Below are 23,042 nucleotides of genomic sequence, written 5' to 3' on the forward strand. Positions count from 1 at the left end.
TTGTTCCATGCTAAAAGCACTGATTGTTGAAGATGAATATTTAGCGCGTGAAGAGTTAACATATTTAATTCAAACTCATAGTCATATTCAGATCGAAGCTGCTTTTGAAGATGGATTAGAAGCCTTTAAGTTTTTGCAAACTAACCAAGTTGATATTGTTTTCCTCGATATTAATATTCCGTCGATTGATGGCATGTTGCTGGCGCGTAATATTTCACAGTTTAAGCACAAGCCGCACATTGTGTTCACCACTGCTTATAAAGATTATGCGGTTGATGCATTTGAGTTAGAGGCGTTTGATTATCTACTCAAACCAATCAGCGAAGCGCGAGTGAAAGGGCTGTTAGCGAAATTAGAACAACAGCATCAAACAGCAAATCAGCAAGAGCAACAAACATCAGCGCAAGTACGCCATCAAACGGTGAATTTGATGAAAGATAATCGGATTGTGATCACCCCGATTGAGGATATTGATTATGCCGAAGCCAGTGAGAAAATCACTAAGGTGTATACCGCTGATGGTTGTTTTATTGCACCGATGACGATCAGTGAGCTGGTGGCGAAATTGCCAGAATCTGCGTTCTTTCGTTGCCATCGCTCTTATTGCATTAATGTGGCACGAGTGCAGGAAATCATCCCTTGGGTCAACAGTACCTACATGCTGAAATTACAACATCATGAGCAACAAGTGCCGGTCAGTCGTAGTAATATTAAGTTGTTCCGCGAGCGTATGAAGTTGTAATTACCAAAGCGACAAAATGCATTTCATGCGGATATATTGCATTTAATACCACTGAGCAGGCAGCTCATTTTATAGTTTTCTCATCCTATTGTTATCTTCATTCATCGTCGTATGTTGGGGGCAGGAAGCGGTAATTCATTAGGTTATCGCCAGCGTTATCAGTCCCCTTGGAGAGTACGACGATGAGCACTCACATCGCGAATAGAACACGTGTTCTAACCTTAATTGGCACCATTATTACCCAATTTGCATTAGGTTCGGTTTACACATGGAGTTTGTTCAATGCCCAACTTGCCGACAAGCTATCTGAGCCTGTTAGCCGTGTGGCGTTTTCATTCGGTATCTTGAGTTTGGCACTTGCCGTTGCTTCTTCCATGGCGGGTAAAATGCAAGAGCGTTTTGGTGTGCGTAAAGTCACTATTGGCGCTGGCGTGCTACTTGGGGCGAGTTTATTACTAACAGCCCATGCCACGAATCTTATTCTGCTGTATGTGTTTGCTGGCTTCTTAATTGGCTTTGCTGATGGTACGGGCTATTTAATGACGCTTTCTAACTGTGTGAAGTGGTTCCCTGAACGTAAAGGCTTAATCTCTGCCTGTGCTATTGGTGCTTATGGTCTAGGTAGCTTAGGTTTTAAATTCATCAACATGTATCTTCTAGAGCATAACGGTTTGGAATCAACATTTGATATCTGGGGTGTGATTGCAATGGTAATGGTGATCATCGGTGGTTTGATGATGAAAGATGCACCCAAACAAGAGATCTCAGCGGTGGAAGCTGCGGAAGGGGTACGTGATTACTCATTAGCAGAATCAATGAAATGCCCTCAATTTTGGATGTTGGCACTTGTGTTCTTAACTGTTTGTATGAGTGGTTTATACGTTATCGGTGTAGCGAAAGATATTGGTCAATCCTACGTGCATTTATCGGTTGAAGTTGCCGCTTCTGCTGTAGCGATTATTGCGGTGGCAAACCTTGGTGGTCGTTTAGTACTTGGGGTGTTATCGGACAAAATGGCACGTACCAATGTGATTGCGATTGCACTGGCGGTATGTCTATTGGGTGTTTGTGCACTACTGTTTGCCCACTTAAATATGATGGTGTTCTATTTTGCGGTAGCGTGTATTGCATTTAGCTTTGGCGGCACGATCACTGTGTTCCCATCCTTAGTCAGCGACTTCTTTGGTTTAAATAACCTGACTAAAAATTACGGTGTGATTTATTTAGGTTTCGGTATCGGTAGCTTTATTGGCTCTATCGTAGCGTCAGTGTTTGGCGGCTTCATTGCTACGTTTTACTTAATGTTTGCGCTATTGATTGTGTCTTTAGTGATTGCACTAACGATTAAATTACCTAACGGTGAAAGTGATGCCGAGCTAGTGGCGAATAGCTAAGTTGTAACGACTTAATTGCGCTATTCTTTAAAGGAATACGTTTAAAACCGAGCACTTATGAATAATAGGTGCTCGGTTTTTTATTTTAGAACGATAGGGAGATAAACCATATAGCGACATGCGGCTTACAATAAATGATCGCACTGGTAGCTTTTGAGAAAGGTAGTTAAAAACACTATTTTGCATGTGAAAATTAGTTACCATAATGAAAACTAGTTTCAAATATAGTGCCTTATTTTGGTTAAGCTCTGGTTTAATACGCAAATAAACTGCTCATAAATTTAAAGGCAGTGAGGGTCACTCTATACAGAGTTATTGTTAGCGTATTATTTTGTGAGATCTTGCCATGTCAGTGATTAAATTGCCTTTAAAGTATAGAAGTGCCGCAGCAGACACCTTTGCAATGGTGGTCTTTAGTTTTGCTGCTGGCATGATGATTGAGATTTTTATTTCAGGCATGTCGTTTGAGCAATCACTGGCATCACGCACCTTATCTATTCCGATCAATATTGCGATTGCATGGCCTTATGGGGTATTTCGTGACTTTATGATCCATCAGGGTATGCGTATTTCTAGCAAACGTTGGATGAAAGGGTTATCAGATATGGCAGCGTATGTTCTGTTCCAATCTCCGGTCTACGCAGGCATTTTATTAGCGGTTGGGGCGAGCTTTGATCAGATCGTGACAGCGGTAACCAGTAATATTTTGGTCTCTGGTGCACTGGGCGTGGTGTATGGGCAGTTTTTAGAAATGTGTCGCCGTATGTTCCGTGTACCGAATGCGGCATAACTGAAAACAGTTAACAGAATAGAAGCAGGGGCGTAAAGGTTAACTTTACGCCCCTGTTGTTTTTAGGCTTATAACGCTCAGATTTATACGCTTAGGTTTGTTATATGGTGATTGATAACCTTAGTTATAAACGATTATTTATAACCGCCTTGGATTTCAGGTCGCTGCTGTTTTAATACCACTTTATTGCGCTCAATTGCCGCTGGTGGCAGATCAATAAAGCCGTTATTGACTAAGGTTTGTTGTGCTTCTGGTGTCATTACATAATCGACAAATGCCGTCTGTTGTGATGATAACTGACTTTTTGCCGGATCGAGATTGAGGTACATGTAATAAACGTTAGCAAGCGGGTAGCGACCTGACAAAATCGTTTCATGATCTAAGCTAAAGATTTCACCATCTTTATCAATGATCTCAAGACGTTTTACATCTTGGGTTTGGCTATGATAAACCGTATAGCCAATCGCATTTTCTTTATCTTCGATAGTATTTAGCAGATCTTTACGGCTGTTCAGTGATTTTGTTGCTGTTTTCTGTCCGTCATAACACGTGATCATCTTGTTGAAATAACGATGCGAAGACAGCTCACCATTCACAGAATAAGCCTGTACTTGGCTGAGATCTTTATTATCCGATAATACGGGGCTAACCGATTGCCATTGCACAGGTGCGAGTGATGATTTACAACCAAAAATATCAGCCAATGCATTGATTGAAATCGATTTTATTGGGTTATCTTCATTAACTAAAATCGCTACCGCATCGGATGTAAAGTATAGCTCAGTAGGTTTATAACCGTATTTGTGTTGAAAAACGGCCACTTCGCTATCTAGCCAACGACGAGAGCTAATGCCTATTTTTACCCCGTCTTCAATCATCACTTTTTGAATATCATTGCTTTGTTCCGTCAGCAGTTTTTCATCCAGTGTTGCAGAGACAAGCAGATCATTGACGACATTGTTTAATTCGCTTTCTACCGCAATGGTTTTATTGCTATCGGCATAAGCAGAAGAGGCGAACAGTGCCAAGGGTAGCATGTAAGCAAACGTTGATTTATTCATGAAAATGTCCTTACTGATCTGCTGTCGTTGAAACGTGTTGTGCTGATTGTTCTGAGCTGTAAATCGTCCATTTTTTTACAGGTGCCATTTCATTACTGGTCAGCACAGCAATGGTACGTCGTTCACGTTTTTTAAGGTGCTTAGTTAGCTCTGTTACTTGTGTGAACTCTTGCTCTGAAATACGCTCAGGGGCAATGCCATTTTCGATCAAGGCATCTTTAATCACCCCAGTTCGACGCTGCGCTAATGCTTTGTTGTACGCATCGGTACCTTCTGGGCTGGTATCTCCCACAAGGATCACTTTTGCCTGTGGTTTTTGCTTTAAAAGATTAAACAGCAGGGTAAAGGTTTCATTTTGATCTAAACGGATATGGGCATCGTCATAGTTAAAGTACACCGTCTGAATATCGTATTTAGGTTTCACCTCCCATGGCGCACAACCTGTAATATCCACTTTGGTGCCTGTTGGGGTATCGGCACACATATCACGCTGGTTGATCACGCCATCTTTATCATGATCACGAAGATCATCAATTTGATGGCGAGTGACTTGGGTATCTGGCATTTGCGCACAGCCAGTTAATAGCAACGGCAATAAGATCAAAGAAAGTAGTGATTTAGTCATGATTATTGCTCCTTCGCTTGCCATTGTTCTGGGTATTCAACACGTAACGCGTAGGTTAATTTACCCATCGCATTCAAAATGCGATATGCCGCTAAGGTGTGATCATATTCAGTGTGGATGTAGTTTTTACGAGCAAGAAACACTTCGACTTTGGCATCCAGTACGTCAAGTAGGCTACGACGACCTAAACGAAACTGCTCTTCGTAACCCATTTCAGCCGCTTTGGCTGCATCAACGTTCTGTTTTAATAGCTTCTTTTGTTGCTCTAGCATGTTGTAGGCATTCCACGCAAGGGTAGTGCCTTCAACTACTTCACGCTCTGCACGTAAACGAACCGTACGGGCTTCTTCATGACGCCATGCCGAGGCTTCCGTATCGGCATTGGTTTTACCACCGTTATAAATGTCGTAGTTCATGGTTAACATGACACGAGCATCTTGATCGGGACCGAGCGTATTACCCACGTTATCGTTGGCATTTGCATGTACTTCTAGCTTAAATTCAGGGAAGTAATTGCCTTTTTCACGGCGGATCTCTTCACGTGTCGCTTTAATATCCGCTATGGCAGCTTGAATTTCAGGGTGCTGTTCAACGCCTTGTTTAACCGCAATTTCTTTGCTGCTAGGCAGTAGGGCGGTATCTACCACAGGATCAACTAAACCTGAAGCTGGCTTACCAACTAAACGCATGAATTGTGCATCTAAATCGTAGAGGTTATTTTCAGCTGCAATCAGTGACGATTGTGCTGTCGCAACACGGGCTGCAATTTGGGCTAAATCTGAGTTACTGCTTAAGCCTTTTGAGTTTTTATCCAGAATATCTTGGTAGATCGCTTCATGTTCACGGACGTTACGTTGGGTTAACTCATGGATGGTTTTTGCTTTTAGCACTTCGAGATACAAACGTGTGGTATCTAATGAAATATCTTCAGCATCAGATAATAAGGTTAAACGTTCAGATTCTGCTTCATGGCTTAAACGGTTGGTATTGGCTGAGGTTTTAAAGCCATCAAAGATCAGTTGTGAAGCTTTAAAGCCAACTTCGGTACGGTTCATACCACGATCGTCTTTTGGGATCTTGTTGCCGCTGTTATAACGGGTTTCTTCGTAACCTGCCGCAGCGTAGAGATTCACTTGCGGTAAGTAATCCGCTTGCGCGCCATCGACTTCACGGAGTACTGATTGGTAACGGGCATATTGTCCAGCGATCTGTGGACTGTAATCAATGGCTGATGCCACAGACTCTTCTAATGAGAGCGCATGCGCAGCACTAGATGAAAATAGCGCCACTGCTATTAATGATGATAAACGCATTCCTTTTCCTTTATCTTTTTGTTCTGTCGCCTTATGAATCGGCAAAAATCTGTTTGTTATAAATTATTTAAGGTTCTCTTAATGCACTGGCTTTGGCGCGTAATAGCGGTTTTAACCAGTAACTTAAAACGGTTTTTTCGCCAGTTAAGATATCCACCATGGCTTGCATGCCGGGAATAACTTGAAGACGGGTATCAGGATCATCGTGAAGTTGGATATGAGCGCGGTAATAAGCAGTACCATCTTCTGTTTGTAGGGCATCGGCGCTGACATAAGTCACGGTGCCTTTACGTCCACCGTAGACGACAAAATCATAAGCGGTAAATTTAATCGTTGCTTCTAAGCCTTTGCTCACAAAAGCAATATCTTGTGGTGATATGCGTGCTTCTACGATTAATTTACTGTCGTGAGGAACCAGCTCCATGATCGGTTCTCCGGGTTTCACTACACCACCTAATGAGCGCACTAAAATGTCTTTGATCGTGCCGTCCATAGGGGCTTTGATTTCTGTTCGTTTTAACTGATCGGCTAACCCTTCTTGACTGTCTTCTAGCTGAGCAAATTGGTTGGTCGCTTCGTTAAGCTGCGCTTGTACCGACGTTCTAAATTCCAATGCTAGATTTCGACGCATCACAATAGCTTCACGTAAGGCTGCTGATGCTTTTTGTTGTGCCACTTTTGAACTGGCAATTTCACCGCGGAGTTTGACCTGATCACGACGAGTTTGGATCAATTCAACTTCGGCAACAGCACCACGTTTTACTGCACCTTCGAGCATTCTTGCTTCTTTGTTCACTAAGTGAAGACTGCTATTAAGGGTTGCGGTATTACTTTTGGCATCACGCAGTGCTTCTGTTTGTTGCTCAATCGTCAATTGCGCTTCTTCAAGTTGTGATTCAATTTGGCTAATACGCTCGTTGTAGTTAGCTTGCGCATTGATTTGAGCACGGCGGCTTAAATCATCAAAGTCGAGAGCTTGATGGTTAATGGTGATTTGCTTTTGCCAGTCTTTTTCTTTGGTATTGACTTTAACCGTCTCTAATTCGGCTTTCAGACGTTTGATCTGAGCCTGTAGGGTACGAAAGTGCTCATCAGATTCATGAAATGCAGTGCGAAAACGGGTGTCATCAAGGATCAATAAAGTTTGCCCTTTTTTTACTTGTTCGCCCGGACTCACCAGCACTTGTTCAATGATCCCGCCCTCTAAACTTTGAATTTTTTGGATCGCCAGCGTAGGAACCACTTTGCCGTCACCGACCACCACTTCTTCAAGTTTGGAGTAAGCAGCCCACGTAATAATAGCGATCACTAATAGCGAGCAAAGCCAAACAATCTTACGAGAGCGATAGGCATGTTTTTGGTTCGCCCATTTTAAATTACTGCTCATTACTGCCTCCTTGAACAATACTGACCGAGCGAACACGGCTAACTGGGCGTTTAGGTTGTTGTTTAGCGAGAATGTCGTGCGCTTTATCATCAGCAACAATTTGCCCACGTTCTAACACAATAATGCGATCACATTGCGCCAAAATAGACGGACGGTGAGAGCTGATCACCATAGTGATATCACGTGGTAATCGATGTAATGCCTGACGGAAACGCTCTTCCGCTTGTTGATCTAATGCGCTTGTTGGCTCATCCATCAGTAATAGGCTAGGAGAACGATATAAAGCGCGAGCCAGTGCAACCGCTTGGCGTTGGCCTCCCGATAAGTTACGTCCGTTTTCACCAACTTGGGTTTCTAAGCCATTAGCAAGGCGATCCATAAAGCCGTTTAAGCCTGAAGTGCTAATGGCGTGACTGAGGCGTTTTTCATCGACGTCATCACAGCCAAATAGGATGTTTTCGTAGATAGTGCCGTAGATAAGCGCAGGTTGTTGTCCAACCCAACCAATGTTGTTACGCAGTGCTGCTGGTGGCCAGAGTTGGGCATCAATGCCTTCAAAGTACAACTGTCCTGAACTTGGACGATATTGATAAGAAAGTAGGGCTAACAGTGTTGATTTACCTGAACCTGCGGCACCAATAATACCCACACGTTCACCTTGACGAATGGTTAAGCAGATATTGCTTAGTGCATTGAACTGTTGTTCAGGGTAAGCGAAGTTCACATCATCTAGCTGCACATTACCGTTAAATTCGCCACGATCCATTACCTGATGTTCATTATTTTCCTGTGGCAATGCCATTACCTGATCAAGTCCAGTGATCGCTGAACGGCTTTGCTGATAGCGCAGCATTAACATGGATAATTGGTTGATTGAACTGGCCGCTCGACCACTCAACATGACGATAGCAATTAAGCCACCCATACTGAGTAAGCCTTCAGAAATGCGGTAAACACCAATGATAATTAAGCAAATAGTCACGATCTGCTGACTACTCATCACTGAGTGAGAGACAATATTGGTGTATTTACGGGACTTAATGTGCCAATCAGACAGTGCAGAAACGGTTTGTTCCCAACGACGTTGAATAATGCCTTCAGCATTGTTTTGTTTAATATCAGATAGGTTATATAAGCTATCTAATAATTGGGTTTGTTTCTGGGTTGATAGACGAGCCGATTCATCTAAGGTTTGACCAATTTTGCCTTTCATAATAGTGCTAATCAGCAGTAGCACGACCATCACAGCGATTGGAACAAACATCATTGGACCGCCAAGCCAGCCAATTAAGGCAAGGAAGAACAGGGTGAAAGGTAAATCCACCAAGGTGACTAAAGTCACGGAGGTAAAGAACTCTCGTACACTGTCGAAATCTTGTATTTGACGGGCAAAGGCAGCAGCGGATTGGGGACGGTGCTCAAGTTTCATTCCCAACACTTTTTGCATCAAAATCGCCGATAACTTGGTATCAATATGGTGTCCAGCCATATCGGTGATGGCACTGCGTGCTTCGCGTAATAACCAATCAAATACCAGTGCGATAGATACCCCAGCAGCTAACACCCATAAGGTATTAAACGCTTGGTTTGGTACGACACGATCGTAGACGTTCATCGTAAATAACGGCACGATCAACGCAAGTAAGTTAATGAAAATGGAGGCGAGTAGCAGATCTCGATACCAAGGTTTTACCTCAGATACCGCCGCCCATAGCCAATGCTTTTTAGGCTTAGGTTTTATCTCATCAACACGAGGATCGGCCATTTGCATTGGCGATATTTGCCACACATCGCCATTGAGTAAATGTGTTAATTCATCGCCTGATTGTTGTGAGACAACAGGTGTTGGGGAATGGGCTTCATTGACTTGAAACTGGACTGTTTTAAATACACCGTCAGTATATTCACTGATGATGATGGGTGTACCTGTTTCAGTAATGCCAACAGCAGGAAAACTGGCTGTGGTTAGCTTATTTTTCGGGTGCAAGCCAACGTCCAACTGAGCTTGGTTGGCTGCTCGTTCAAATAGAGAGTCATCAAGTTTACCCTGTACTAAGGGTAAACCTGTGGTGACTTTTAGACGATGACAGCGAATGCTGTAATGCTGGCATAGCCATAAAATAGAGGCGAGCCAAACGTCATGATCTAACGGCGGATTTTTACTACTCATACCATCCTTAGCCTGTAACTAGATTATTATCATCTATCATTTTTTGTAGTAGCTCAGCTTCCGTTGCAGAGCTTGCATCAGCGCCATAAAGCGCATCTTTACTTACATTATCTAACGTTATCTCTTGCGTAACATCTGCACCATTATCTTTAACATGTAATGTGACAGAACCGTTATTTTCAGTAATATCAATATAGTTATCGGCTGAAATACCATCAGTCACATTGGATAAAATAGCGCTTAAATCGATGTTGTCGGTATTTGCTGTGGCATCAAAATCTAAAATAGTATCTTGTGCTGGCGCAGCGAGTGTCCCTAGATCCTCGGATTTAAAGACAAAACTGTCATTACCTGCATTCCCTGACATAACATCGTTGCCTTTACCGCCAATGATCAAGTCATCATTGGCTGTGCCGACTAGCGTATTGTCACCGCACTGCGGCTATCTGGAAATCAATGGTTTGTGTCGTACCAGAGACTTTTTGACTGCCGATAGCTGCGATTGGCTCAATGGATAAGGTGAAATCTTGCGCACTGTTGCCCGTCATCATGAGATTGGCAATATCCGCTTGCTCGACTTCCCAACCATGCTTGGTTGCTTTACCCGCCGAGAAGGTATACCCATCAGGGAAACCAGTGATCAACACGGTTCCTTTTTCTGTTGGGGCTGGGTAGGTCAGATTAAGTGCGAGATTGAGCGCTATGTCTGTCTCAGTTTCAGCAATGATGCTGTTGTATTTTGCTGTGAGTTCAGGGGCATCTGGCACTGGCGTTAGCGTGAGGTTAATGTCTTTTACAACAGGTGTACCTTCATGCTTCACTTCCTTACCCAATACCGTATTGCTATCAACAGTATTAGCAATAAGCTGGATATCAATGTCGCCAAATGCATCACCCGTAAAGAGGGTAAACTCATCGAAAGTGTTGCTATTAACGATAGCGGTAGCAAACCATACTTCACCTTTTTGGGAGATCTGTATTTCTTGATCACCCACTTTAATCTTGTCTAGGCCATGAAGTTGGTCACGGTTTGCCGCACTGAAGATCACCGTTAGTCGTAAACTTTCGTCACTGTTGGTTTCATAACTTTCGATATTCACCGGAATCGTGAAACTATCTCCCTCAGTGCCTGATAGCGTTTCTGGTACGCCAAAGAACTGCACATCGTCACCAATAGGGTTGACACCAATGATCACGTCAGTGGTTGAGGTTTGAATATCTGTTGTGCCAATTTCGTTGGTAATAGCATCAAGTTTTAGCTTGATATCACCACTAAAATCTTGCGGTGGGCGAATATAGATATTGCTTGCTTGGCTAATATCAAAGCTCCACGATGTGCCATTATTCGGCAGCTGAACAAATGATTCTCCATTATCAGGAGAATAGAAAAGTACAGCGCCAGCAGGTAAACCAGAAAGGTTTAATGCAATGGTTTCAGAGCCATCGTTGTCGTATAAGATCGCGCCAAGCCCTTCTATATGGATATAACTGTCTTCATCTCCGATTGCAGTAATAGCGTCAGGCATTTCTGCAATATCAGTGACAGGTTCAACGTTAATTACGACCGATGCCGTTTTGGTTTGGGTATCGGTCTGGGTTGGGCAATCTGCTTTGTCGGTAATATTAGCTTCAACGTTAATGGTTAAATCACCACTATAGTTTTCTGGCAATAATACTTTTATTTCATTTAAACGAGCAGGGTCGAGGATCTGCCAACTCCCATCAGGATTTTTCGTTAGGATTGATGCATCACCTACCAGTGTCCCTCCCGGAACGAGGGTGATTTTCATCCAATTAATGGTTTCTTTACCTGTCGCAGAATCACCTTCACCAGTAATGCTTTGACCACCTAGTACGCTATCACCGAGTAAAATTTCAAGATTGAGATCAACTGGTGTATCCGTATTATTGTTGTCTTCTTTGACGGTGGTTTGTGTCGCTGTGATCGTAATGTCATCGACAACAGGCGCGACATCAATTTTGATGTTTTGCGTTGTTGTTGATTTTTGACCATTACAGGTTGATGTTTGAGTAATGGTGATCGGAATATCAAGACAGCCTGCCCAATCTTCATCGAGTCCAACAAACACCATGGATGAAAGACCTGATTCAGTAATGGTGTAGCCGATCACTTCACCAGCATCATTGTATTCTGTAATGATCCCTGGCCCTTCAATTTCGACACCTTCAGGTAGATCGTTGATGTCGATAAAGAAAGATAATTCGACTTCTGGATTATCATCAATATCTCCGTTTAGAAGGCCAGAAAGATCTATGTTTTCACCTTCTTTGGCAACGATCTCACCGCTTTGAATATTATCTGGTGCATCAATAGGCAGACATGAACCACCACCGCTGTGACCAGTAATTTGAATTTGCAGTGGGGCTTCAATAAAGCGTGAATCCTCATCATCAATCACGCGGGCTTTAATGTTGAGAGTAATAACATCAGTATCTACTTTTGAGCTTACTTTTGCGGCCGCAAACAGATCTTGCATCGCTTCTTTAATGCTATCACTCGTTAAGCCTGTAGCGGGAATGATCCAGTTACCATTGCCATCAATATAAGCGCCATTAGGGTGATCGATGATCAAGTTAATCCCAGCAGGGACTTCAATAATGATGTAATCCAGATATTCAGAACCATCTAAGTCTTCATCAATAAAGTGCACAGTATTGGTGAGATCAATCGGGCTTCCATCGGTACTGGTTAATACTTCTTTCGTCGATACTAAACGCGTATCACTTTCTACTATTCCAGCAATATCGACTTGAATGGTGGCATTAAGCTCTTTTGATGCAGTTTTCCCTGTTGGGGAGGTATCTGTGACTTCATAGCTAATCGCAATATCAAAAATACCACTAAGATCTTCATCTGCTTTTATGGTGACTTTGTTACTATTGATAAAATCAGACCATGATTGAGCGCTATCTTTATAAGCGGCGAGATCTAAGCCACCAGCAGGTACAGATACCGCTGTACCATTAATAAAGAGTGTTAATCCATCTGGAATAGAGATGATCTTATAGCCCGTGAGGCTTTCGCTATTATCACTGTCTTTCGTGATACTTGGTTCTACAAGGAACCTTATGGCTTCATCTTCATTCCCAGAGCTATTGAGTAAGGCACCATCGGTTTCATCAACGATAGGCAGCACATCAATATCCACTTTATAGTTAAATTCACCACTATCACCATCAGGCTCAGTAGAGATGACATTAACATCAAATTTCAAACTACCACTGAAGTCTTTTGGCGTTTTTAAATAGCTAGTTGTTAATTGATCGTGAGTGATCCGATAGATCAAGCCTGTAGTGGCATCTTCACCGACAATTTCGATCACTAATGGTTTACCGTTGATATCAACAAATGTCACACCGTCAGGTAAGTTGGTGATCAAAATAGTGATATCTTCAGAGCCATCGTCATCGCTGGTGGTAATTAAAAAATCTAGCGGCTGTGGTTGATCTTCATAAAAGCCAGCCACACCTTTGATTGTGCCTTTAAAGCCTGTCGAATTATCTGTGCTTGTTGGCTCATACACCCAGTGACCGTTACCACCATCGGCAACGTCTGGGCGATCAATCACACCTTTCAGATCGATAGTAACCAGTTTTGTATCACTAACGGCTTGTTCATTGACTGGTGTTAAACCATCAACTGTTGATTCAGTAGAAATGGCGGTGACTTCAATCGTGAGCTTTTCAGTCCATGAGCTAATATCGGCTTTCGGATGTAGTAGGGCTGTGCCATTGGCTATATCGGCAGCACTCACAATATAGATCCCAGAGCCAGATGGTGTTTCTACTGCATCACCACCTTGGATAGACCAACCTTCAGGAACTTTAATTTGATAGCTTAAAGATTCAGAGCCATCGGTATCTGTGAGACGACCAATCAGGGCATTACTTAAATTAATCGCCTGATCTTCAAGCCCTTTGATGTTTTTAACTGAAAGAGTCGGTGTATCCGCATCTGGGCGAATATTAACCGTTATCTCACGGGAGACTTCTTCTCTTTTATCTGCTGGTGTTAAGAATTGGTCACCTTTTTCAATTGCAATTGCAGTAAGAGTAAAGGTGAATTTACCGGCTAAATTCTTATCTGAAAAAATCTTAATATTATTGATTTGATTAGCATTGATAACTTTACCGTTGGTAATAACGGTACCATCAAGTTTAAGTGTAATGCCATCAGGAATACCGGTGATTTTGTATTTTAGACTTTCAGAACTATCGGTGTCTTGTAGATTAGCACCCACATTTAATTGAATACCGTTACTGTCATCTTCAACCCCAGTGTACTCATACTCTTTTGTTTCATCCCAGATTGGCGCATCAGCGTCAGGATAAACATTGATAGTGAGGTTGGTATTTAACACCTTGTCAGTAGTGCTGGTTGTGATGGTGGCTGTAATATCGAGATTAACCACAGGTTGTTGGTTTAATGCTGTATCTAGTGCAGGCTGATACGTTAAATTTCCATTAGGTTTGAAGAAATCACCTTCTTTAACAAAATCGCTCAGTGTGATCACGCCACCAACAGCGGTAAGAAGAGTTCCATTAAGGTAAAGCGTCCCGCCGGCTAGTGAGCTTTCACTAATGGTGATGGTACTTAAGGTTTCATTTTGATCGATATCACCGAGAGAGACCTTAATACTCAGTGGGGCCGTAAGGGTATCTTCTAATACGTTGATCGGTTCAACAATGATTTGTCCTGGATCATCAGCCAGCGTGAGTGCTGTTTTTCTTACCGCGATATCACCATCATTGTCTTGTACGGTATAGGTGAAGTGATCGGTGATATGACCACTACCTTCAGGGCTGGCAATGGTATTAATAATGACAGAACCATCAGCATTAACGATCAAGGTACCGTATTTTTGCGCTGGTGAAACATTGATGTTGATTAAATCAATGGCTGTGCCATCTGCGGGGTAAGTTTTACCTTGATAAGTAAATTCAAGTACTTTACCGCCATCGGCACCTGTGATGTTATCTGATAATAATTGTGCCGTTGATTGCTCACCTTCAATAAGGGTTAAAGTTCCATCTTCGCCAGCAAGAGGCACATCATCGGTCACATTGACTTCAAAGATGGCGGTGTCAGATTGATCGCCATCGCTGTCAGTGACAATCACGCCAAATGTTAAGCCGAGAGTATCTTGGCTATTTGGATCTGGATGGTCGATAGGTGCAAACAGCTCAAATTGAACAGTACCATCAAGATTTACTTTGATACGAAAGACGTTATTACCATCAGCTTTAGCGGTATACCAACCATTAGCATTAGGTGCACCAAGCGTGATGTTAACACCACCGCTTGTGTAGTTTTGGTCGTTAAACAGTGCGGTATCTAAATGCACTGCAGTAATCTCATCACTACCTGTATTGAAGGTTAGTGTTGGTGCGGCTGTCGTCGACGCATCTTTATCGAGGTTATCATCAAGCAGATCGTTTTCTTGAACGGCTAAGCTGTCATTGACCGTGATACTTGGTACTAAACCATCCCAAATCGTTACTGTGACTTCTGATGTACCCGTGCTGCCATCACTGTCGGTCACTTGTATTGGTAGCTTGAGATCCAACTGGGTGTCTTTACCATTGATATGATCGATAAAGCTATTTAATTGAAAATCAATCGTCGCAGTAACAGAGCCACCTGACGGTACAGTACCAATATCAGAGAGTTGAATAGTGAAGATCACTGTGCCGTCAGCAAGTGTAGCGTTATAGGTATTGCTTCCATCCACTTGCCAAGTTAACGTCTGCCCATTGTGGGTGATATTGTTGCCATCACTGTCTTTCACCGTACCAGATAGGGCTAACTTAAGATCAATAATAGGATCTTGACCTGCTGTAATAGAAATCGTTGTCGATGCGGTGGAATCAATACCTGTTGAGGTATCTGTTGCTATTGGCTCTTCTGTCACAACGAGTGTGGCTGAGGTAATAATAGGATCGCTACCATCAATAATGACGATATCTAATGTCGTCTGGCTTACATCACCATCGTTATCTTTAACAAAGACAGGAATTGAGATAGGTAACTCGCCATTTGCTGCGGTTTGGTCTAGCGATTGGTATAGCTTGAAAGTGTAATCAACACTTGAGTTTGACTCGGCATTTGGTCGAGCCGATAAGCTGATTTCAAACACAATATTACCACCAGCTTTGGCAGTAATAGTTTGATTATCATCTGAAATTGTATAGCTGATCGCTTGTCCACCACTGGTTAAGCCTGTGGGTAACTGGCTAATGTCAAAATACAGTGGGCTTTGTTCAGCTGTGCCATTTAATCCATCGCTACCGACAGTAATATGAAGAGTACCGGTTTTCTCAATTGGCTGAGCTGAAAGATTATTTTCATCGAAGGACAATTCACTGTTCGCCACTAATTCAGGGTCAGCGCCATCTTTAATGAACCAATCAAATTGTCCTGTTGGGGTTTTTGTTCCATCGAGATCTGTCGCATCAATATACAGCGGTAACGTGATTGTATCGTCCGGACTTTGGTGGTTTAACGGCTGGTATTGAGTAAGGGTAACGGTGCCTGTCAGATCATTACCGGAAACCACGCTTGATACACTGAGCGTAAAAATGGTTTGTCCATTAACAGATGCTGTAATGGTTTTGCCATTATCACTTAATGTATATTCCAGCGTTGCAGAATTTGCCCCTGAAGTCAGGTTTAAAGCGTTAAGCGCTGTGATTGTCTGCGCATTAAAAACAACACTGTTAGGATCGGGATTATCTGAACCAGCTTTGACTGTAAATTCACCGTTATAGCTTTCTGAAGCCGTGGTAATGATCTTTTCGATATTATTCGCGTCAGATTGAATAATGCTATTTGCTTCACCATCCTTGATGGTAATGGTTAGCGTGGCACTGTCTTGCTGTAGATCTTTATCTGTAGCGGAGTAGCTAATATCAAGTTGGATATCACCTGACTGATGATCAAGGTTGCGATTGGCAATGAATGTCCATTCGCCATTTGCGGTGATGATAAATTTACCTTCAGATAGCTCAAAAGTGACAGAGCCGCCATTCAATACTTTCGTTTCACCGTTGATCGTGATACTGGTGACTAATAGGGAAGAATCAAGATCAATATCATTTGTAAGTACATTACCAGTGATCGTATTGCCTTCAACCAGATCGCCCTGATCGTCAACTAACTTAGGTACAGAGTCTTTAATATAGATCGGAACGTTAGCCACAACCGTTTCACTGGTTTTATCCCCATCTGTTTGTAAGCCATTAATTAAAATGCCGGTTTGCGTGTCGTTATTACCCATATTGTTATCGACTGGCGCTAATAAGGTCACTTTGATTGACTTTGTTTCGGTATTAATGACAGCGGTAAGTACGGTGGTTGTCGCTGTTTTTACCGTAAGGTGTAAACCATCGTCTGAGATGATCACTGTGACAGGCTCACCATGGGATGTGAGCGTTTCTAAGATGGTTTGATTCTGGTGAAAGCTGAACTCGGCATATTCAATATTAATGCTTGATGTCGCTTTTAAATCCGAGTGGGTATCAAGTGCATTTTCAAAAAACAGAATATTGCTAGGCTCTGTCAGTGTAGGCATATCATCACTAGCACTATTACCTGCTGCATCGTTCACTGTGGCAGACATTTGCCAAATTTTTGCAGGATCTAAAACTGAGAGATCAAAATTTTCGATACGCCAATGACCGTCTTTATCAACCGTGGTGGTTAAGGTGACAGTATTGATACCATCACTGAAAGTCACATTAACGGCATCACCTTCTTTTGTCCCTGTTGTGGTTCCTTGAAGGAACGTGACTGCACCATTTTTGATAGCTGTAATACTCAATCCACCCAGTTGGTACTGGCTAGTATCAATGTCTATGGTCAGTGCTGAAGTGTCTTTTTCAATGGTGTCGATAGCTTCTGCTGGGTTGCCTGCGATATCTGTTGTTTTCGCTGTAACAGTCAGTTCGCCATCAGCAAGGCTTGATAAGTCCACATCATCGATAGACCAAGCACCACTAATAATAATGGTATTAAAGGTTAATGTTTTTCCGTCTTTATCTGTGACGGTGACTTCGACTGCTTGGTTATCTTCAACAAAGGCGATATCACCAAAGAGTGTGGTCTTATCTGCAATTTCAGCGGCATTTAAAAACTCATCACCATTGCCTTCAAAGTTGGCGGTAATATCTGCTAAGGTATCTTTGATAATGGTGTCAGTAGCCGAGGCTGGGTTACCTGCAATATCGACGGTTTCAGCTAAGATAGTCAGTTTACCTTCAGCAAGCGAAGATAAATCCGCATCATTGACTGTCCATTTTCCATCGACAATGGTGGTTTCAAAGCTAAGCTTAACGCCTTTACTATCGGTCACGGTAATGGTGACAGGCTGATTATTTTCAACGTTATCTACCGAACCAAAAAGATCGGTAACAGGCACTTCAAAGCGATTTAAAAACTCATCACCATTGCCTTCAAAGTTGGCACTAATATCAGCCAAGGTATCTTTGATAATGGTGTCAGTAGCAGAGGCGGGGTTACCGGCAATATCGACGGTTTCAGCTAAGATGGTTAGTTCACCTTCAGCAAGCGAAGATAAATCCGCATCATTGATTGTCCATTTTCCATCAATAATGGTGGTTTCAAAGTTAAGCTTAACGCCTTTGCTATCGGTTACGGTAATGGTGACGGTTTGTCCGTTTTCAACATTATTCACTGAGCCAAAGAGATCGGTAACAGACACTTCAACAAGATTTAAAAACTCATCACCATTGCCTTCAAAGTTAGCGCTAATATCAGCCAAGGTATCTTTGATAATGGTGTCAGTGGCAGAGGCGGGGTTACCTGCAATATCGACAGTTTCTGCCAAAATAGTCAGTTCACCTTCAGCAAGTGAGGAGAGATCAACTGCATTAATATTCCATTTTCCATCATTATTTGTGGTTTCAAAGCTGATGGTGTTACCTTGGCTGTCGGTAACCGTAATCGTGACAGCTTGGTTATTTTCTACAAAGGTAATCGAACCCAATAAGTCACTGATCGAAACTTCAAATTGGTTTAAATAATTATCACCATTGCCTTCAAATTCAGCGCTTATTTCTGCAAGAGTATCTTTAATTGTTTTATCTGTGGCATCAACAAAGTTGCCATAGTAATCAGTAACAGAAGCGTAAACATCCAGTGGACCTTCAGCTAGGTTGCTAAGATCTTGATTATCAATAGCCCATTGCTGATTTTTAACAACAGCATGGGTTTTAAACGTATTACCATTAATATCGGTAATGGTGACAGCCACAATGCGTCCATCTTCTACATCAAAGGCATCACCAAACAGATCAACCGTAGGTACTTCAAATTGGTTTTCATAACCATCACCGCCGTCAACAATGGTGACCGTTAATGCTGCGCTATTACGTAATGGCGGAATGTCTCGGCCTATATCATCATTGTTATTCTTGGCAATAGATTCGGTAGGGCGAGTAATAAAGCCAGCCTCAGGAATGGTTTCATCTAACGTTGCTTGGATACGAGCGATAAAGGAAGCACTGTTACTGGACAAATCTTGTGTGGTTGTTGTTTGTTCTGAACTTTGGCTATGGCGAGGAGCCGTATCAGCATCAGCTAATGGCGTAACATCATCGTCAGTCGGCTGAGTCTTAAAAATCTCATTAACATGAGCTCTTTCATCTATAAAAGGGACGCTATTATCAATGATCTCTGATGGCGGAATTTGTACCCATTCACCTTCAGCTGTTATTTTCCAGATAACGCCTTCAACAACTACATACATTACTGGCTTCATCCTTGGCCCCTGCATTTTATTATTTATTGTGGAAATGTGTGGCGAGTGTTTGTTAAATCCAAAGCATAATCTCGCAACTCTAATCAATATTAGAGAGCAAAATGGTTGAAAAACATTATTTTTACAAAACCTACGTTTTTGACATTATTTTTTGTGATATTGATTACATATTTGTTAATGGATGTGAGCGTGTTGTAACCAATAAATCTTTGGTTATAAATAAAAATATTTATTAACGCTCAGTGTTATTTAGATATTTATATTAATAAGTATCTGAAATGCATGATTTTGAAATAGATACGTACTGCTATTTTATAAATAGCAGTACGTAAGAAGGTGAGGTTCTATTTGCCTGAAGCGGGATGATATTGCTGGCCTTTCATTGTCACTTCAAGCTGAGGTGATGCGATATCAATATGGTGTTTCATGAACTTGTTCTTAATCCGGCAATGAAGATCATGAGTTAAACTTAAACGATGTCCGGTTTCTGCCGCATAAGCGCGTAATTCAAATTGTTGGCAATTGGCGGTTAACCCTAAGAAGAACACTTCTGGTGCTGGGTTATCGAGTACCAGTTCACATTCCTCTGCTGCTTCAAATAATAATTGTGTTACCAGTTCAGGATCTGCTTTAAATTTCACATTAATTGATAACTTCACACGCGTGATGGCATCGGATAGAGACCAGTTAATAAATTGCTCTGTAACGAATGCTTTATTAGGCACAATCACTTCTTTTCTGTCCCAATCAACAATGGTGGTTGCACGTGTTTTTATTTTCGCAACTACACCTGTGAGGTCGCGAATTGTTACCGTATCGCCAATACGGATCGGTTTTTCAAATAAGATAATTAAGCCAGAAATAAAGTTAGCGAAGATCTCCTGCATACCAAAACCGATACCGACACCCAGTGCCGCGACAAGCCACTGCATTTTGCTCCAGTCAAAACCAATTAAAGCAGAGCCAACAATAATTCCGATAAAAATAGCCAAGTAGCGGGTAACCGAGGTAATGGCATAACCTGTACCTGGGCTTAAATCTAAATGCTGAAGAATTAATAACTCCATCGCCCCGGGTAAATCTCGCGCCAAAATAGCGGTTAAACCAAAGGCTAAAATCGCCAGCAGTACACTTTGTAGAGTGATGGTATTTAGCTCTTCAGTACCATTGATCGTGTTAGTAACATCCCATAACGTGACGCCTTCAAGTAGTGACGTTGCCTGATAAAGGTCGGCAAAGAGCCAGCTCAGGATGAGAAGGTAAATCATCGATAGCAAAGAGCGAAGTAAACGCAGTGATTGCGCGCTGATTTTATTTAAATCGACTTTAGGCTCTTCAATTTCAATCGACATCTCATGGTGTACTACGCTGTCATCTTTATTTTCCAGCATTTCTGCTTGGCGTTGGGCGATGATCTCTTGGCGTTTTGCTTTGGCACGCTCAAAAGCAAGTCGACGCTTTTGAATTAGCATCAAACGTTTGATCAGGTAATAGAGCAAAAGGGTAGCGACACCAATAACCGCCCCTTGTTGAATGCGCAACATTATGGTTTGGGATGTTGCCAAGTAACCATTAAGTGCTGCGTAGTTGAGCACTTGTGGGGTGATGATAAGTGTCCACCAAAATATATGGTGACCAATATGCGCTTTACCTTCTGGCAATTCACCATAAGTCATTGGCATATTTAATTTCCATAAACGCCAATGGAACACACTGATTGCAATATTAGAAATAATAAAGGCTAAACGACCAAGGGTTGCTGAAGTGTCGAGTTCGTTATTTAGCATCGTGAACTGTTGCAAAATCAGGGCAGGAACAAACACAATCATTAAGCGACGATAGTCATGCAACGCACTGTTAATGATGCTTTCTGACCAACCAAAGTGACTTATAAATAGACCGTTTTCACGGCAAAGCTCGCGAATAAAGTAATACACTACAAGCGCAAAAGGTAATGACAATGCCATACCTAAATGTGCAGCAAAGGGGAGTTGCCATGCTAATTCTAGCGTGTGACCGATGATATAAATGGTCAATGGGATAGGCCATGCCAAGATAAATGCAATCGCAACATTGGCATAGCTATAACGAAATTTATCTTCAGTTACACGGTTAATACGCTTACTAGTTCTTTCTAAATACGCAAGCCAACGTTTTTTGACAAGGTGTAAGAAACCAAGCAAAACACAAATGGCAAATGCACTACCAAAGAGGGCATAAGGACTAACAAAAGTAGGGACTTTAAGAAGGCTGATCCACTGCACAGGAGAGAAGAACCACTTTATTTTCTCACCCATTTGAGTGATTACATCAAGGCTCAACGGATTAGTATTCGGAGCCCAAAACAGTAGCGTCGTCGATTCATTCCTAATTTTTGTCAGCATGCTATTTAAGCGATCGTAAATCACTTTTAGCTTTGCTTGCTGATAGATCAGCGTTTCTGATGCTTTATTAATATCGCTATAAAGGGTGAGGTTGTCTTGGATCAGTGCATGTAACTGCTCGACTTGTTTATTCGTTAAATTCTCGGTACTGATTTTGTTTTCATTGTTTTTCAGTAGATCGGATTGTTGCTGATAGTCATAAAGACGAATTTGGTTACGTGCAACATCACGATTGAGCATATCAATCGGAGGGTTTGGTGGTAAATCTTTTAAACGATTCCGTAAATTTTCACTTATGATCGGGCTGACTTTAAGCCAATCTGCCATCACTTTTAATGCATCTGCTGTTTGTGTGGTTTCAGAGATTTGTTCATTCGTGGTACCGATCGCCTGTTGGGTTTGCTCAATATTTGCCGTTAGCGTAGTGAGCTCTGAAGATAGGCGTTTGTTCAGAGTTAACTGTTGCTGAATGACTTCAGGCTGGTTTTGGATATCAGCTTGCAAATCTTGGTTTTGCTCATCATTTTCAGAAATACTAGAGCGCAAAACACGATTAAGGGTGTTCTGTAAGTTATTGCGATATGCCTGATGTGCTTCAATTAACAGGTTTTCGTACTGTAGTTGTAGCTTTGCCAGCGCACGGCGATTACCTGCGCTTAACTGCTCCGCTTCTAACATGAACAGTTTGCTAATCGTATATTGCTCAGCAACTTGCAGTAGCATGATCGCTTCTGTGTCGTTAATACGTTTAGCTTGGGTTAACTCTTTGCCTATGGTCTGTTTTTGATTTCTCAGCTGATTGGATTGATAAGAAAAGTCATCAATACCATGTTCAATTTCAATCAAAATATTACGGTACGATTGGCGAGCGATTTCTAACTGAGCCAATTTAGTATCTTGCTCGGCAATCTCTAACGTTAGCTGATCGTGATCCCAATCCGTAAACTCAGGAAATTCAATCGCACTAAAGTTATCAATCTTTTGTTTTATAGCTGCTTGCTGCTCAGGAAAGGCTGCCATCAACTTTTCATAACGACGTGTTGTTTGGTTAAAATTTTTGGTTTTCTCTAACTGGTTTTGTGCCGTTTGATAAGCTTCAAGTTGTTTGACGATTTCAGGTGTCTTTTGTTGTTGCTGTAGTTGGCTGATCTTATGTGCAATAATTTGCTCAGATGGTGTGGCTTCTTCTGCTGAAAGAGGGGCACATAGAAAGAGAAGAACAAGGCACAAGAGAGTGAACAGTCGCATAAAAAACCTGTGAGTGAAGTACAACGGATGCGTAAACGCAGGGTATGTAAGTGTTATGTTACAGCAATTGAAATTGATGAAAAACAATAGATTGGTATGAGAATAGACCTAATTGATCTATAAGTCGT

The 23,042-nt window shown here is 42.0% G+C and carries 11 protein-coding genes; 3 read left to right on the top strand and 8 right to left on the bottom strand.

Annotated features, from left to right (window positions below):
* The first annotated feature begins 7 nt into the window (after positions 1–7).
* The 3 genes from Q7657_RS14250 to Q7657_RS14260 all read left to right on the top strand — a co-directional run bounded on the left by Q7657_RS14250 (position 8) and on the right by Q7657_RS14260 (position 2,926).
* A complete protein-coding gene (locus tag Q7657_RS14250) occupies positions 8–742 on the top strand; it encodes a LytR/AlgR family response regulator transcription factor (protein ID WP_107165001.1) in 735 nt (244 codons plus the stop codon).
* Between the two features lie 182 nt (positions 743–924).
* On the top strand, positions 925–2,136 hold the full coding sequence (locus Q7657_RS14255; protein WP_107165002.1) for an L-lactate MFS transporter: 1,212 nt from the start codon (positions 925–927) through the stop codon (positions 2,134–2,136).
* Positions 2,137–2,482: 346 nt separating this feature from the next.
* A complete protein-coding gene (locus Q7657_RS14260) occupies positions 2,483–2,926 on the top strand; it encodes an L-alanine exporter AlaE (RefSeq protein WP_107165003.1) in 444 nt (147 codons plus the stop codon).
* A 134-nt stretch (positions 2,927–3,060) separates the two neighbouring features.
* On the opposite strand, the gene Q7657_RS14265 is transcribed toward Q7657_RS14260, so the two are convergent.
* From Q7657_RS14265 to mscM, 8 genes are all read right to left on the bottom strand, one after another.
* Positions 3,061–3,987 (bottom strand): PstS family phosphate ABC transporter substrate-binding protein, encoded by a 927-nt coding sequence (locus Q7657_RS14265; RefSeq protein ID WP_107165004.1) that lies wholly within the window; start codon positions 3,985–3,987, stop codon positions 3,061–3,063.
* A 10-nt stretch (positions 3,988–3,997) separates the two neighbouring features.
* Positions 3,998–4,612 carry an OmpA family protein gene (locus Q7657_RS14270; protein WP_053988385.1) on the bottom strand — a complete coding sequence of 205 codons (615 nt, stop codon included), beginning with the start codon at positions 4,610–4,612 and terminating at the stop codon, positions 3,998–4,000.
* 2 nt (positions 4,613–4,614) lie between these two features.
* Positions 4,615–5,925, bottom strand: a complete 1,311-nt coding sequence (locus Q7657_RS14275) for a TolC family outer membrane protein (protein ID WP_107165005.1) — start codon at positions 5,923–5,925, stop codon at positions 4,615–4,617.
* 67 nt (positions 5,926–5,992) lie between these two features.
* Positions 5,993–7,312 (bottom strand): HlyD family type I secretion periplasmic adaptor subunit, encoded by a 1,320-nt coding sequence (locus Q7657_RS14280; protein ID WP_107165006.1) that lies wholly within the window; start codon positions 7,310–7,312, stop codon positions 5,993–5,995.
* Positions 7,302–9,482, bottom strand: coding sequence for a type I secretion system permease/ATPase (locus Q7657_RS14285; RefSeq protein WP_107165007.1), 2,181 nt, complete (start codon positions 9,480–9,482; stop codon positions 7,302–7,304). The genes Q7657_RS14280 and Q7657_RS14285 overlap by 11 nt, the downstream gene beginning before the upstream one ends.
* Before the next feature lie 7 nt (positions 9,483–9,489).
* Positions 9,490–9,849, bottom strand: coding sequence for a type I secretion C-terminal target domain-containing protein (locus tag Q7657_RS14290; RefSeq protein ID WP_498827401.1), 360 nt, complete (start codon positions 9,847–9,849; stop codon positions 9,490–9,492).
* A gap of 61 nt (positions 9,850–9,910) precedes the next feature.
* Positions 9,911–19,282 carry a T1SS-143 repeat domain-containing protein gene (locus Q7657_RS14295; RefSeq protein ID WP_498827398.1) on the bottom strand — a complete coding sequence of 3,124 codons (9,372 nt, stop codon included), beginning with the start codon at positions 19,280–19,282 and terminating at the stop codon, positions 9,911–9,913.
* A gap of 344 nt (positions 19,283–19,626) precedes the next feature.
* A complete protein-coding gene (mscM, locus tag Q7657_RS14300) occupies positions 19,627–22,914 on the bottom strand; it encodes a miniconductance mechanosensitive channel MscM (protein ID WP_107165009.1) in 3,288 nt (1,095 codons plus the stop codon).
* Between the last annotated feature and the right edge of the window lie 128 nt (positions 22,915–23,042).

It is taken from the genome of Candidatus Photobacterium acropomis (genome assembly GCF_030685555.1).
Taxonomy (GTDB): domain Bacteria; phylum Pseudomonadota; class Gammaproteobacteria; order Enterobacterales; family Vibrionaceae; genus Photobacterium; species Photobacterium lucens.

Coding starts and splice junctions, on each gene's coding strand:
- Q7657_RS14255 (WP_107165002.1), top strand. CDS start 925: ATGAGCACTCACATCGCGAATAGAACACGTGTTCTAACCTTAATTGGC.
- Q7657_RS14275 (WP_107165005.1), bottom strand. CDS start 5,925: ATGCGTTTATCATCATTAATAGCAGTGGCGCTATTTTCATCTAGTGCT.
- Q7657_RS14260 (WP_107165003.1), top strand. CDS start 2,483: ATGTCAGTGATTAAATTGCCTTTAAAGTATAGAAGTGCCGCAGCAGAC.
- mscM (WP_107165009.1), bottom strand. CDS start 22,914: ATGCGACTGTTCACTCTCTTGTGCCTTGTTCTTCTCTTTCTATGTGCC.
- Q7657_RS14295 (WP_498827398.1), bottom strand. CDS start 19,282: ATGAAGCCAGTAATGTATGTAGTTGTTGAAGGCGTTATCTGGAAAATA.
- Q7657_RS14285 (WP_107165007.1), bottom strand. CDS start 9,482: ATGAGTAGTAAAAATCCGCCGTTAGATCATGACGTTTGGCTCGCCTCT.
- Q7657_RS14290 (WP_498827401.1), bottom strand. CDS start 9,849: ATGTCAGGGAATGCAGGTAATGACAGTTTTGTCTTTAAATCCGAGGAT.
- Q7657_RS14265 (WP_107165004.1), bottom strand. CDS start 3,987: ATGAATAAATCAACGTTTGCTTACATGCTACCCTTGGCACTGTTCGCC.
- Q7657_RS14280 (WP_107165006.1), bottom strand. CDS start 7,312: ATGAGCAGTAATTTAAAATGGGCGAACCAAAAACATGCCTATCGCTCT.
- Q7657_RS14270 (WP_053988385.1), bottom strand. CDS start 4,612: ATGACTAAATCACTACTTTCTTTGATCTTATTGCCGTTGCTATTAACT.
- Q7657_RS14250 (WP_107165001.1), top strand. CDS start 8: ATGCTAAAAGCACTGATTGTTGAAGATGAATATTTAGCGCGTGAAGAG.